Annotated in this window: 13 protein-coding genes; 3 read left to right on the forward strand and 10 right to left on the reverse strand. The window is 62.9% G+C overall.

Translation table 11 applies throughout. The features are described from left to right. Positions 1-132 precede the first annotated feature (132 nt). Both SK1NUM_RS11810 and SK1NUM_RS11815 read left to right on the forward strand, forming a co-directional pair. Complete coding sequence (locus SK1NUM_RS11810; RefSeq protein WP_212322214.1) at positions 133-2250, forward strand: hypothetical protein; 2118 nt, start codon at positions 133-135, stop codon at positions 2248-2250. Between the two features lie 9 nt (positions 2251-2259). Further along, positions 2260-2937, forward strand: a complete 678-nt coding sequence (locus SK1NUM_RS11815; protein ID WP_212322216.1) for an FMN-binding negative transcriptional regulator — start codon at positions 2260-2262, stop codon at positions 2935-2937. Positions 2938-3023: 86 nt separating this feature from the next. On the opposite strand, the gene SK1NUM_RS11820 is transcribed toward SK1NUM_RS11815, so the two are convergent. From SK1NUM_RS11820 to purL, 10 genes are all read right to left on the reverse strand, one after another. Continuing rightward, entirely contained in the window at positions 3024-4391 is a 1368-nt protein-coding gene (locus SK1NUM_RS11820; RefSeq protein ID WP_212322218.1) for a glycoside hydrolase family protein, read from the reverse strand. Between the two features lie 328 nt (positions 4392-4719). Then, complete coding sequence (locus SK1NUM_RS11825; protein ID WP_212322220.1) at positions 4720-4974, reverse strand: hypothetical protein; 255 nt, start codon at positions 4972-4974, stop codon at positions 4720-4722. A gap of 119 nt (positions 4975-5093) precedes the next feature. Next, positions 5094-5726, reverse strand: a complete 633-nt coding sequence (locus SK1NUM_RS11830; protein ID WP_212322222.1) for a hypothetical protein — start codon at positions 5724-5726, stop codon at positions 5094-5096. Beyond that, on the reverse strand, positions 5723-6307 hold the full coding sequence (locus SK1NUM_RS11835) for a zinc metalloprotease (protein WP_212322224.1): 585 nt from the start codon (positions 6305-6307) through the stop codon (positions 5723-5725). The genes SK1NUM_RS11830 and SK1NUM_RS11835 overlap by 4 nt, the downstream gene beginning before the upstream one ends. A 625-nt stretch (positions 6308-6932) precedes the next feature. Further along, complete coding sequence (locus SK1NUM_RS11840) at positions 6933-7148, reverse strand: deaminase (protein ID WP_212327774.1); 216 nt, start codon at positions 7146-7148, stop codon at positions 6933-6935. Positions 7149-7183: 35 nt separating this feature from the next. Next, positions 7184-8839 carry a hypothetical protein gene (locus SK1NUM_RS11845; RefSeq protein WP_212322227.1) on the reverse strand — a complete coding sequence of 552 codons (1656 nt, stop codon included), beginning with the start codon at positions 8837-8839 and terminating at the stop codon, positions 7184-7186. Beyond that, a complete protein-coding gene (locus SK1NUM_RS11850; RefSeq protein WP_212322229.1) occupies positions 8824-9261 on the reverse strand; it encodes a deaminase in 438 nt (145 codons plus the stop codon). Before SK1NUM_RS11850 ends, SK1NUM_RS11845 begins: the two co-directional genes overlap by 16 nt. A gap of 82 nt (positions 9262-9343) precedes the next feature. After that, positions 9344-9706, reverse strand: coding sequence for a nuclear transport factor 2 family protein (locus SK1NUM_RS11855; RefSeq protein WP_212322231.1), 363 nt, complete (start codon positions 9704-9706; stop codon positions 9344-9346). After that, positions 9703-10431: a hypothetical protein gene (locus SK1NUM_RS11860; protein ID WP_223927553.1), complete on the reverse strand. Its 729-nt coding sequence runs from the start codon at positions 10429-10431 to the stop codon at positions 9703-9705. Before SK1NUM_RS11860 ends, SK1NUM_RS11855 begins: the two co-directional genes overlap by 4 nt. A 59-nt stretch (positions 10432-10490) precedes the next feature. Further along, on the reverse strand, positions 10491-12755 hold the full coding sequence (purL, locus tag SK1NUM_RS11865) for a phosphoribosylformylglycinamidine synthase subunit PurL (protein ID WP_212322235.1): 2265 nt from the start codon (positions 12753-12755) through the stop codon (positions 10491-10493). 157 nt (positions 12756-12912) lie between these two features. Here purL and SK1NUM_RS11870 point away from each other — a divergent pair, with 157 nt between their 5' ends. Then, positions 12913-14061 (forward strand): carbohydrate kinase family protein, encoded by a 1149-nt coding sequence (locus SK1NUM_RS11870; protein ID WP_212322237.1) that lies wholly within the window; start codon positions 12913-12915, stop codon positions 14059-14061. Positions 14062-14174 lie beyond the last annotated feature (113 nt).

The raw sequence follows: 14174 nt of genomic DNA on the forward strand, positions 1-14174 counted from the left end.
CCCCACATTCGCAGGAGATCCAATTTTGGAGCATCTGGAACGTAGAGTGTTGGGATCGATGTCCAAACGCGCATCTGGAAGGTTGTCAATCAGGAGACCGGAGCGGACATGGCGGAGACACAAGCCGGAAAGATGAACGACCAGGAAACGGCCTTGGAGCCACTCCCCAAGCGGGAGAGCCCCGAGGACGCAGCTGAGCTCGCCGCCATGCCGCAGGAAGCGAGGGCGCCGAAACACGAGGCCAGCGAGCCACAGCGCAAGGCCAGCGCCTCCCCACAGGAGCCCAGCGCGCCGCCAGAGGAGGAGGCAAAGCTGAGGACCGCGGTCAACAGGGCCCTCAAGACCGCCTGGCCTGACTCCCCGGAGAGCACCTTTCCGCCGATGCCTTCCCCTTTCGCACCACCTCAGACGCTGTGGGCAGACCTGTCGAGGCCCTCCAAGCAGCGGCCCGATCCCCGCGCGAACGGGCTGTTTCCCGCTCCACCGGCGAGTCCGTCAGAGGCTGGGAAGCCCGCAGCACCCGCCGAGACGAGAGACGAGCCGCCGAAGAGTCCGCAGGTGCCTGCCTCGCAACAGGCTGACCTGGCCTTCCCAGGCGAGAGCTCCGAGTTGCCCGTCGTGCCTGAGGCAGATCTCGAACCCCGGCGTGGCACCCTCACAGACACCACTCCCGCCTACGCCCGATCGTCCAGGCGCCGTGAGGAGCCGGACGCGGTCCGGGCCCTACAGGAGGCGCCGTCGACAACAGGCGGCGCTGTGCCCGCGCCACCTGGCGAGGAAGCTCCCGCGCCGGAACCTGAAAGGCCCGAGCCGACACGGCTCCGGGACGCCGGACGTGCAGGCAAAGCTCAAAGCCCACGGTCCGCACCAGATCCCGGGAAACCAGAACCGGCACAATCGCCAAAGGAGCAGCGGAAGAAACCACAGGAGGTCATCAAGACTGCCGCTCCCCCGCGGCAGGAAACACCGATACAAGAAACACCGATAGATGCGGCAAAGGCCGTCACACCTACCGGGGAGGCTGACCCCGCAGCCGACGATCGCACCTATTCACACATCAGGAATATATCGAGGGGGCATTGGCGGGTCACCCTATTATCCAGCCTGGGCATCACCTTATTCACCGCGACGCTTATTTTGCTGGTCTACCCTATCAGCCGGTTGATATACGGGCAAGGCTGGCCTACTGTCGCATCCCTGCCAGGCCGGATCTCACAAATCTGGACAGATCTGACATCAGCTGATTTCATACAGCTCATCGCGATCACACTGCCCGTCCTTCTCGTATTCCTGACGCCACTATATATCGCATTTTCCATTCAGGGGAATCGCATCCCAGACAGGGACAGCAGCGCCACCAATGAGCAAGTCGCACTCCAGCAGGTTCGGGAGAGCGTGGTCCTGATACTCGCCGGCCTCACCGGCACGACAATCGCCTTGACCATCCCATGGATCACCGTCCGGGCACCGATTCTGCTGTTCCTTCCGGTTGGCGGCGTGCTGACCTGCGGCTTCATGATCGCGGTCCGGGCTCGCTCGCTGGAGAACGACAGGATGCGCCTGACGCGCTCCACCCAGCAGGAAACCGCCCTGTCCCAGGCAAACGCCAACGAGGTCACCGCCCGCCTGGGAAGACGCGGCAGAGAGCGCAGCAGCCAGGAGGGCAGCAAAAGCAGACGGGAAAAGAAAACCGCCAGAGTCCGGTCCTCCAGGGAGGACCTGCTCCGGCACATGAGATGGCGGCTTCTGGCAACACATTTCACGGTATTGACTCTGTTGGCAGTCGTCGGTCTTGTTCCCCTCATCTGGTACATGACCTACAATGTGGCCTCTCCGTGGGTCACGCTCTCATTCTCTCTTCTCACAATTGCGTGGATCCGGTTTTTCTGGGGCTACACCTTCACCACCAAGCGGAAGGACGTATTGGCTGAGGCAATGAAGCCTGGGAACAATCGTTTAGCCCGTTCTGGGGCATGGGCGGTGCGCACCATATTTGAATGCACCACAGCCCTGACCGCCCTGGCTGCCACTATCGTAGTTCTTGGCAGCCAGCTCACTGAGACCAATTTCACAGCAATCCTGGTGGTGGAAAGCGGCTGGTATCTGGTTGTACTGCTGCTTCGCTGGGTTTATCAGCAGTTCAGCCGGACGGGCCGCGGAATCCGGCAGCTGGACCGCAGGCTGGCCCTACTGAGGTTGCGGCGTGAGATAGCCGCGCTCCAGGCGGGAACCACTAGCCGCCCCGGCTAGGCTGGCGGCGTGTATGTCGCGAAGCACTTCGAGATTCCCGAAGACCGGCTCGCTGACCTGCTTGGCCGGGTCCGGGCCGGGAACCTCGTGACGGTACATGCCTCCGGGCCACAGGCCACCTTCGTCCCCTTCCATCTCGAGGAACGCGACTGCGGGCAGGTGCTCGTGACGCATCTGACACGGAACAACCCCCAGGCCGTCGAGCCTGTGACCGCGCCGGCACTGGTGATCATCGACATCGACGACGCCTATGTCTCTCCCCACTGGTATGCCACCAACAAGGACCTGCCCAACGTCCCGACCTGGGACTACATCACCATCCACATCACCGGAGCGGTCCGTTTCAACTCCGCCCCCGAAGCGGCCCTCAGGGCGGCCCGCGAACTCACCGCCCGGATGGAGCCACCCGAGGTCTTGGACGCAGTCGGCGAGGAGAAGCTGCGGAAGATGGCGCGGGCCATCGTCGGAGTCGAGGTGACGGTGGACAAGATCCAGGGCAAGGCGAAGGCCAGCCAGAACCGTCACCCCGACGATGTCGGCAGCCTGCTGGCCCACCTGGAGCACGAGGGCGAGACGGAGCTGGTGAGATACTTGCGGGAGGTCGCGCTCCCCCACGCCATAGAGCGTTTCGGGATGATCCACGATCTGCGAGGTGCCCGCCGCCTCCCCACCAGCACCGCTGACTGACGGACGCCGGTCTGTGAGTTCCCGGGCAAGGATTCGGACGGGGCACGCCCAAGAACAGCGCGGTCCCGGGTCGCCGTCCCTGCGATTCAGGCACCCCTGGCGGCGACCTCAGCCAGCACGTCGCTGACCGGCCCGCCGGCAGCTCCTGGGGTCTCATCCTCCAGGTAGTACCACCAGAATGGCGCACCCCAAGACTTCACCCGGCCCAGGCCGACGCTGGTCAGGTGCTCGGCAACGGCGCGGCGGGCCTGGCGCAGGTCGGTGGCTGATCCAAACCACCATGGCGCGCCGTCCAGGTCCGCGCCGCCATAACTCAGTTCGGTGACGGCCACCTTCTTGCCGGGGAATGCCTTCTCAAAGGCCGACATCACCCGGTCTGCGGCGGTCCCCAGCGGGTGCTGCTGCGGATAGATGGACAGGCCGACCACATCGACCAGGTCCTTCAGACCAGAGTCCAGGTTCTGCTCGATCCATGTGAAGGTCGAGTGGGCCTCGTCGTCTTGACCCAGCTGATAGTAGATCGTCAGCAGTGTCGTCTTGCCCATCTCCCGGACCCGCTGGGCAGCGATGGTGGTCTTCTCCACCGCGTCGCTCCCGAGCCAGTTGCCGCCCAGCTCATTGCCGACCTCCCATGCGTCGGCCGCCGACAGCGCGCTGATCAGCACATCAAGCCGCTCCCGGTACTGCGTCATCGACATCCCGGCCAGCTCGAAGGAGTCGCAGACCTGCACCACGGCCAGTCCGCCCACGGCATGGATCCCGTCGACGGTCTGGGCCCAGGCGGACACCTCATTGAGGTCGCTGACCACCAGTCGCACGGCTGGTGTGCGCTTTCCCCCCGTGATCGCACTCAAGGCACTGATCTGAGCTGCTGCGGGAACCTTCGTGAAAGTGACCGCTATGGCGGCCTCGGCTGGGGCGTTGGCTGTCGGTGCCCGGTCCAGCATCAGCTGGGCCTCCGCCGCCAGCTCCAGGCAGCGGGCGGCGGAGACTCCCTTGTCGGCGCCCAGCCCGAGCGCATCGCAACGCGCCAACTCTTCCTCGGTGGCTTTCCGCGCTTTGACGATGGTGTCATCGGGTGTGGGGCTTGCCGCGATCTGCTGCGCCTGCCGGTCGTGCAGGGCGCGGGCCGCCAGCTCATTCAGGTCGTAGGTGCCGGGACCTGGTAGATCGGCCAGCAACGCGGAATAGCCATGGCTCGTCGGCCAGGACAGGGCCAGGGTGTATGGGCCCGCTCCGGGTAGAGCTAGCTTTGCCGTCGCCTCCTCCGTCTCCTCCAGCGGCGCGAACTGCGCCACGGTGAGCGACTCGGAGTTCAGGAGCACGTCGTCATAGCCGCTCTCACCGGCACCGTTGCTCTGGCGACCGCGGAAGGCGGCAAAGTCCAGGAGCGCCCCATCGCTCCGGTAGGCATGAAGAATCACATCCCCGTATTCTCCGCCCTGCGGTGTCATGCTGTAGGCCTCGGGGGCTCGCCCTGACATACCAGCGCTAAAAGCTGAAGCGCCCAATATGCCCAGGATCATTCGTCTGTCTGGCAGAATCGGTTGCGTCATGCCCCCCACCCTTCCAGGGGATCCCACAGCTCTCAAGACCCCAGGCGACTCGCAGAGCGCTCACGATGACCCGGGTTCACTACAGGCGGTGCAACACGGCAGCTGTCTGTCAGCGGCCCGCGTACTTTGCTTGTCGCCTGCCGGGCGGTGACGCGCCTAGGCCTCTTCCCACACTGTCGTAGCCGGCAATGCCTTATGGGGCCCCTCGTATGGATAAAACAGTGGCTCAGGCACCTTTGGCAGCGACCTTGGCCAGCACATCGCTGACGGGACCGCTGTGTTTGCTACCTGGTGTCTCGTCCTCCAGGTAGTGCAACCATAGGGGAGCGCACCAGGCATATGTTGGTCCCCCCAATCCGACGCTAGTCAGGTGCTCAGCAACGATGCGGCGTGCCTTCACCGGATCATCGGGGGACCCAAACCACCACGGCCCATCATCCAGGTCATTGGCCCCATAGGCCAGCTTGGCAAGCGTCGTCATCACCCGATAGGCCGCCGTACCCAAAGGATGCTTCTGCGGAACGACTCCAGGCCCATGAATAATTATCAATGAGTCCCCGTACCCTGTGGCGGATACGGGGACTGATTCTCATTGACCGGTCACTTTGATGCTGTCTCACGCGCTTGGGCCAGGGTCTTGAGACCGAGGCTGTTCTCATCGGTCACAGGAGTGAGGGCATCACCGTTCACGGTATACAAACCCTGCTCAGGGTTGATCAAGTCGTAATGACCATCGGGCATCAGATCCAGAAAGAGCAATATATCCGACGAACTAATATCCGACAGCGGCACTGTTTTCTCCTCCGTGTACTTCACCTGCTCATACTCCCCACCAGGCTGAATAACCTCAATGACATCGCCAACCCGAGCATCACCCTTCAGCGCCTCAGTGACCTCAAGTCGGCTGACAGTCGCCACAACTGCCATGTCACTTGGGGTGATCTGTTCGCTTGGAACGCCGCTTTGTGGATTGCTCAACCCATCCCCATTATCCGGCGAGGTATCGGGATAAAGCAATTCAACGCGAGAATCCAGGAACTTTCCCCTGACGATGGTTCCTGCGGCATCCCCTGCTTCGTCCAGTGTGCTGTAGACGGGGTAGTCTGCACTCATCTGGAGTGTTTCAGTAGGGTCGGCAGGTGAGGGCTCTGCGCTGGATCCTGAACAGCCCACGAAACCCAGCACGGATGCCGCCGCCAGAGCGACTGTGGCTTTCCTAATGTGTCCTTTCATGAGTAGATCCTCCCCACTTCTTCGATGTCGTAAGGCTGCGGAGCGATGACCGTCGTCCTGTCACGGTCATGCTTCATCAGTGATGGCCGATCTGTCGTCGGATTGTCGGTGAGGCTCAATGCATGCCCCAACTCATGCGTTGAAGTACTGGCAACCCACTCCTCGAAATGACTACCTGAGTCTTCTTTCAATCTCAGTGAATTCACTTGGATTTTGAAAGTCCTGTTGATGTTGCGCCAGCCATAAGAGGTGTACAGACCATAAAAATTCCACTGATAGCGGCCAGCTGTCATCACCGCCGCAGCGCTATCTTTTTTACCAATCGCTAGATCGCTTGTCGCTTGCGTCTGGTTCCATCGGTCACGCGCTTGATCGAAGACATTCGACCAATACGAGCTGATCCCCACATACTTGACCGAGAAAGCCGCACTCGGCATCCCTCCACTGGAATAGTCAGCTCTTGCCATCCCAGCAGGAGTAAACACCAGAACCGCAGCCAGGAACAATGTCCCGAGAAGACCCTTCCTCACTCTCCATCTCCGCTGAGGCAGATGGCGCTTTTCATTGGTGCATAAATTCACGGTTTCCTCCCTCCGTAGACCGAGATTCGTCCACGGCAACAAGCGATCTGGCCACGAGGAGGTTATTCATGACTACGAGCAACCCCGCGTTGACAGGGGTGTTTGTCTGACTGAAGCCCTCGTGAATAAGCCTCTGACCATAGGGTTTGCCATATTGCAGGCCAACCGCAGACAAATCTCTCGATATGCAGATACATTTCCACCATGCATGAATAAGACACAGATATCCACCCATCTCGGAGTTTGTTATATGAATGTTATATTCCTGGCTCGAATTTGGCTCTTAGCATGCCCCAACAGGCCTCCGGCTAGGCATAACGGGGCCGACGGTTTCCATGCGTCTGATTCTCACTATCCACAAGGTTGCCGCAAGTATGGAGATTAAATTTAAAATTTTATCAGAGGTGCCGCCGCCACAGGCCACGAGCACCGGGAAGCATCTGAAACCAACCGCCTAAAAGTTTCAGGAATCCTTCTCTTCGCGACATCTCTCCTTATCAAACACAGGTCAACGAAAGCTTGACCGCAGTGCCACATAAGCTTCCAGGCGTCACGTCGTTGATTCTGGCAGAAAACCGCGCTGACTTGAATGAATAATCCGACGGATTCTTACGTTTCCTTGCTGCTATGCGTCGCTCCACTGCTCAACAGCCAAGCCTGCGGCGGCCAGGATCTGCTCACCGGATGGCAGTCCCGAGGCCTGCCGGACCGGTTCTGTGTAGCTGACGACGTAGACCACCCGCCGCACCCGCCGGCTGTTGACGATCAGCCGCGCACAGGTGACACAGGACTCGTGGGTGATGTAGAGGGTGTGGACCTCCCCCTGTCCGTAGCCGGCAATGTCTTATGCCCCTCGTATGGATGAATCCCAGTGGCTCATGCACCTTTGGCAGCGACCTTGGCCAGCACATCGCTGACGGGACCGCTGTGCTTACTCCCTGGTGTCTCATCGTCCAGGTAATTCCACCACAGGGGAGCACCCCAGGACCTAGCCTGACCCATACCGACGCTCGTTAGATGCTCCGCGACGATGCGGCGCGCCTTCACCGGATCATCGGGAGAACCAAACCACCACGGCCCATCATCCAGGTCATCAGCGCCATAAGCCAGCTTGGAGATCGCCACTTTCTGGTAAACAGTCTTGGCGAGCGTCGTCATCACCCGATAGGCCGCCGTACCCAAAGGATGCTTCTGCGGAGCGATCTCCAAGCCCATGATACGGACAACCCCAGTGAGAGCCCTATAGAAGACTCTGCCATTGTGTAAATTCTTTCTCACCCATGTAAAAGTTGAGTGAGCCTCATCACCTTGCCCCAACTGATACTTAAGCCCCAGCAGCGTCTTTGTATACTCCTTCAGGGGATCATCACCCGGTATGGCTGTGGCAATCGCGCTATAGATTTTACGAGCGCAAACGGTCATATCTCCCAATTCCGATGATTTGTCAATGGGATCATCAGACAGCCAATCACCGCCCATATCATTGCCGACCTCCCAGACATCTACTGCTAGTCGTCCGGTGGCTGCCGGCAACCCCTTGAGAAGTTTGTCAATCCGAGCGATATTGTCCTCGTGCGACTTCCACCTCCTTACGACTGCGTCGCGGACCTGGATGACTGCTATACCACCCAGAGCGTGGATACCGTCGATCACCTCAGCCCACTTGGGAAGGTCATCTAGCTGTTCTCCGATCACCAACCGCACGGCCGGTGTGCGCTTGCCGCCCGTGATAGCCTTGAGGTCATTGATCTGCTCAGGTGTGGGAACTTTTGTGAAGGTCACTCCTATGAATGCCTTTGCAGGGATGACGGAGGCCAAGGCTAGGTCCAGCTTCAACTGTGCCTCTGAAGCCAGTTCCAGGCATTGAGCAGCGAGCGCTCCCCTCTCGGGGCCGATTTCAAGCGCACCGCATCTGGCCAGTGCCTCCTCAGTGGCCTGGCGGGCAGCGACGATGTCCGCATCCGGTTCAGGTCCTGCCTCAATCCGTTGTACCTGCCGGTCGTGCAGGGTGCGGGCTGCCAGCTCATTCAAGTCATAGGTACCGGGGCCTGGTAGATCCGCCATCAGAGCGGAATAGCCATGACTAGTAGGCCACGACAACGTCAGCGTGTAGGGACCGCCCTCCGCAGGGAGGGCAAACTTCGCCGTTGCCCCTTCCGCCTCTTCCAGAAGACGTACCTTGACGGCGATCAGCGATTCAGACTCCAGGAGCGCATCGTCATACCATTTCTCACCGGCCCCATTGGTCTGCCGGTCCCGGAATGCCGCAAAATCCAGGAATGTCCCATCGGGCAGATAGGCGTACAGGACCACCTCTCCCGCCCCGTCTTCCTGGGGAGCCAGGCCATGGGCCTGTGGATTCATCCCGGGCAGGTAAGCACTGAGCGCCGAAACGCCCAATGCACCCAGGACCGATCTTCTATCTAGCGGAAATGATGTCGTCACGCCGTTGATTCTGACAGAAAAACGCACTGATTTGAATGAATAATCCGACGGATTCTTACGTTTCTCTGCTGCTATGCGTCGCTCCACTGCTCAACAGCCAAGCCTGCGGCGGCCAGGATCTGCTCACCGGATGGCAGTCCCGAGGCCTGCCGGACCGGTTCTGTGTAGCTGACGACGTAGACCACCCGCCGCACCCGCCGGCTGTTGACGATCAACCGCGCGCAGGTGGCGCAGGGCTCGTGGGTGATGTAGAGCGTGTGGGCCTCGCCGTTCCAGTTGGCGGCCAGCAGCGCGTTGACCTCCGCATGGATGAAGCCGCTCATCCCCTGCTCCAGTGACTCGCGTTCGTTCGGCTCCCCCGCTGCCCGCCCGTTGTAGCCGACGCCCACCACGCGGTTGAAATGATCCAGCAGGCAGGCGCCCACCTGCACCTTGCTGTCGGCGCTGCGGGTCGCCCACAGCCGCGCCGTCGCGACGCCAAGTTCGTCAAAGCTGGGTCGATGTGCCATACCCACAACCTAATGGCGCTCCGCCTCCAGCCCGGTCAGGAACCACCTGTCTCTCCTGGATGTCGCAAGAGCCAGGCCGCCCTCACAGGAGGGTGCCCTGGTGATATTCCACGACCCAGCGGGAAGGGGTGCGCCGCCAGATGGTTGCGCGGCGGCTGCGCCGTCCTTCCTGGTCGAGTTCGTAGGTGGCAAGCCAGAGGCCGTCGCTGAGCTGTCGGGCCTGGAAATCGTGGATGACCCAGACGTCCTCATGCGGTCGGGAGTACCGGTCGACCAGCGCCTCGATGACAAAGTCCCGCGTGTAGACGCGCCCGCTGGCCCCAACCTCCCAGAAGCCGGGGGCGGTCATGTTCTCGAACACCTCACGGCCTGCACCCAGCTCCTCATGGTGGAAAACCGGCTCAAGTGCCAGGAGCTGCTCAGTGACCTGATGGTCGCAGCTCATACCCCAGACGTCCCCATGACCGGCACGGCCGGGGCTATGCGGGCGCTGCCGATGCCACGATTCGCCTTACCGAGCCGGAACCGGACCCTTCCTTTCAGCACCGTGCCGGAAACGGCCTGCCCGCCGATCAATGGCTCACCGGGAAAGAGTGTGAAGGTCCACTTCTCGTTGTAGTCGCTGTCGGGGATGAGCCCGGCCGGGGCCTGAAGCAGGCGGGCGCCCCACAGCTGACGCGTCATAGCAGCGCGGGTGTCGAAGCCATCGACGGTGAAGACGTCGGGTGACGCGCTGGTGACATCGTCGTAGCTGCCCGCCGCCATCCCGTACGCGCCCACCACCGACACGAAGGGCGTCCATGGCTGGGCTGGGCCGGTCAGGTCTGCTCCGTCCGCGAGCGCCGGGTCAAAGAAATCCTCTCCGAGCCCCGCGTGCTGACTCGCTCGCACGTCGGCGGGGATGCTGCTTCGCGTGTCCAGGTGACGTGGTGAGGGCACCATCAAGAGCCCGTACTCCACCGAGCCTGCGAACCGGAAATCGCTGAACCGCTCCCGCAGCAGCGACACCCCGCGTTGCGCGGCACGCCACTGCTCATCCGACAGGACCTCGGTGAGGAATGTGAGCGGTGACGGCAGCCCGGCATCCTCCAGCAACTCCCGGATGCGGGGGTTTGCCACCCAACCGGACTCCCGAATCCGAGCCAGCTCGTCGCCGCGGAATGTTGACACCACATCACGTTAACAACAGACTAGGCCGGCCGCACAGCAACAGCCCCGGTCCGGAGCTGTCACACCTCGTTCTGCAAGGCCTCCGGGATGGGCCGCGCCCAGGTCTCCCGGAGTTTCACCAACGGCATGCTCAGCAGCCCCACAACGGTGGCCTCCAACGGCTCGACGACTTCACCCAGCCTGGTCAGCGGCACGACGTTGTCGCGGCACAGCGACTTCAGCCGTTCCACCGACGACTCCGGCATGGTTACCACAGCCCGGGCGGCCGACTCGCTGAACAGCTGCGTCGCCGGGTCCTCTCCTGGCAGCGTGACGGTGAATCCGAACCCGCCCTGCAGGGCCGATTCTGTCAGGGCCACGGCGAGGCCGCCCTCGCTGAGGTCGTGGGCGGAGTGCAGCAGCCGCTCCAGGGCCGCGTCCCGGATCACCCTTGCCAGCCCGGCCTCCGCCCGGAGATCCACCTGCGGCGGGGTGCCACCGAGGTGCCCGTTGTGCACGGCATCCGCCCAGACCGATCCCGACAGCTCCTCCCTGGTGGTTCCCAGCAGCCAGATCCCGTCTCCGGCCTTCGCGAAGCCCGACCGCAGCCGCTTGGACACGTCGTCGATCACGCCGAGCACGCCGACGGTCGGGGTGGGCAGGATCGGGGTGCCGCCGGTCTGGTTGTAGAGGGAGACGTTCCCTCCCGTGACAGGGATGCCGAGTTCCTTGCACGCATCGACCAGGCCGAGGATGGTCTCGACGAAGCTCCACATCACCTCGGGATCCTCGGGGGAGCCGAAGTTGAGGCAGTCGGTGACAGCCACCGGTTCTGCGCCTGTCACCGCGACATTCCGGTACGCCTCGGCCAGTGAGTGCTGGGCACCAAGATAGGGGTTGAGGAAGGTGAATCGTGAGTTCGCATCGAGCGCCAGCGCGATCCCCAGCCCCGTCTCCTCATCGATCCGCAGCATCCCCGCGTCCTCGGGCTGCGCCAGGACGGAGTTCCCCCTCACATAACGATCGTATTGGTTGGTGATCCAGGACTTGTCGGCGATGTTGCCGTGCGCCAGCACCTTCAGCCACGCGTCCCGCAGACCTTCTGGGGAGTTGTCGCGGGGCAGGCTTTCGGCGCGATTGTCATTGACCTGGTCAAGCCAGGCAGGACGATGGTATGGGCGATCGTAGGTCGGCCCCTCGTGGGCCACAGTCCGCGGGTCCACGTCCACGATGCAGTGGCCGTGCCAATGGATGATGAGCCGCTCACCGTCGGTGACCTCGCCGATGACGGTGGCCGCTACATCCCACTTGCGGCAGATCTCCATGAAACGCTCCACGTTCCTGGGCTCCACCACGGCCATCATGCGTTCCTGCGACTCGCTCATCAGGATCTCCTCAGGAGCGAGGTTCGGGTCGCGCAGCGGGACGAGGTCGAGGTTGACCGACATGCCGCTGTTGCCTGCGGAGGCCAGCTCGGAGGTGGCGCAGGAGATGCCCGCGGCCCCGAAGTCCTGGATGCCGTTGATGATGCCCGCCTTGAACAATTCGAGGGTGCATTCGATGAGCAGCTTCTCCATGAACGGGTCACCGACCTGTACGCTGGGCCGCTTCGCCGGGCCGGTCTCGTCAAAGGTCTCGGAGGCCAGGATCGAGGCTCCTCCGATGCCGTCGCCGCCGGTCGCCGCGCCGAAGAGGATCACCCGGTTGCCCACCCCGGAGGCGTGGGCGCGGTGCAGGTCCTCGTGGCGCAGCACCCCGACGCACAGCGCGTTGACGAGGGGGTTGCCCAGATAGGTGGTGTGGAACTGCACCTCGCCGCCGATGTTTGGCAGGCCCAGGCAGTTGCCGTACCCGCCGACTCCCGCGACGACACCAGGTAGGACGCGGTGGGTGTCGGGCGCATCGAGCGGGCCGAACCGCAGCGAGTCCATCACGCCGATCGGCCTGGCTCCCATCGCGAGGATGTCGCGGACGATGCCGCCGACTCCCGTTGCCGCGCCCTGGTAGGGCTCGACGAAACTCGGGTGGTTGTGTGACTCCGCCTTGAAGGTCACGGCATAGCCCTGGCCGATATCAACGACTCCCGCGTTCTCACCGATGCCCGCCAGGAGCGGTCCGCGCGGGGTGTCCTGGGTGAGCTCCCCGAATTTCCTCAGATGCGCCTTCGACGACTTGTAGGAGCAATGCTCCGACCACATGACCGAGTACATGGCCAGCTCCGCGCTGGTGGGCCGGCGTCCGAGGATCTTCCGGATACGGTCGTATTCCTCGTCTTTCACCCCAAGAGCGGCATAGGGCTGCTCCAGGTCCGGGGTTTCCAGTGCATGAGCCACAGTGTCTACCACGGGGCCAATCTAGCGGTTGATCCCGCGACTTCGCGGGACCTCCCAGCCGCCGTCGCAAGATGGCTCTGCCCAAGTGTCGACTCCCCTTGCCCGCTCCCCTATGGTTGTGGCTGGTTGCAGTCTCAAAGCCGAGTCGCAGGAAGGAACCACCCGGGAAATGACCCAGCCAACCCATTCCGATGAATTCTGTGAACGCTGCTGGAGCTTCGATCCGCTCGCCGCCTCCCGCAGCGAGGACGATCCGGCGCTCGACGTCATCACCTCGGGAACCATCTTCTTCGACATCATCTTCGCGGGGCTGCCCCGGATCCCTGTCCCCGGCGAGGAGCTGTGGAGCACAGGCCTCGGCTCCTGTCCTGGGGGCATCGCGAACCTGGCGACGGCGCTGGCCCGGCTGGGGCTGCGGACCGGCCTGGTGGCAGGCTTCGGCGACGACACCTACGCGGACTGGATCTGGGAGACCCTCCTGGAGCAGGAGCACATCAACCTGGCTTCCTCTCCCCGGTACGAGAACTTCCACACCTCGCTGACGGTGGCGGTTACCGTCGAAGGCGACCGTGCCATGGTTACCCACGGCCACGACCTCCCGGAGTCCCTGTCGTCCTACATCCTGGCAGCTCCGGCGTCACGCACCGCGGTGGTCGATCTCGGCGGCGAGACCTACTGGTGGGACGAGTTGAAGTCCCGCGGCACCGCGCTGTTCGCTGACATCGGCTTCGACATCTCAGGACGCTGGGACCCTGCCGTCCTGCACCCGCTGCGCCACTGCCAGGCCTTCACCCCGAACGCCGTCGAGGCCATGGCATACACCCGTACCGACTCCCCCAATCAGGCCGTCCGCAAACTCGCCGACCGCGTCCCCCTCGCGGTGGTGACCGATGGCATCGGCGGCGCCTACGCCATCGACCAGAACACGGGCGAGGAGGCCTGGTGCCCGGCCGTGACGGTGGAGGTCACCGACGCCACCGGTGCAGGCGACGTGTTCGCTTCCGGACTCGTGTTGGGCTGCCTGGCGGGCTGGCCGCTGGAGCAGCGGCTGAAGTTCGCATCGCTGACGGCGTCCCTGGCGGTGCAGCAGTTCGGCGGCTCGCTGGCTGCCCCGGGCTGGGGCGACATCTCCGACTGGTGGCGCCATCTACGCCGCAGAGTGACCGCCGGAGACCTCAAAGCCGCTCACATCAGCCGCGAGTACGGCTTCCTCGACGACCTCATCCCCCGACACCAGGTGCACAGCGTCCGCCGCGCCGAGGCGACCTTCGCCACCCACTCCGACCTGCGCACGAAGACCCCACGCAGCCCGGCCTAGGGGTTTCACTGACCCTCCCTCGGTGGAACCCCCCACCTTGCCCTGAACACCTGAGTGTTTCTGTCGTCCTTTCGGCCGAGCCCCTCGCTGGGCTCCGGAACGCTTGGATACAT

The organism is Arachnia rubra, from assembly GCF_019973735.1.
GTDB lineage: Bacteria > Actinomycetota > Actinomycetes > Propionibacteriales > Propionibacteriaceae > Arachnia > Arachnia rubra.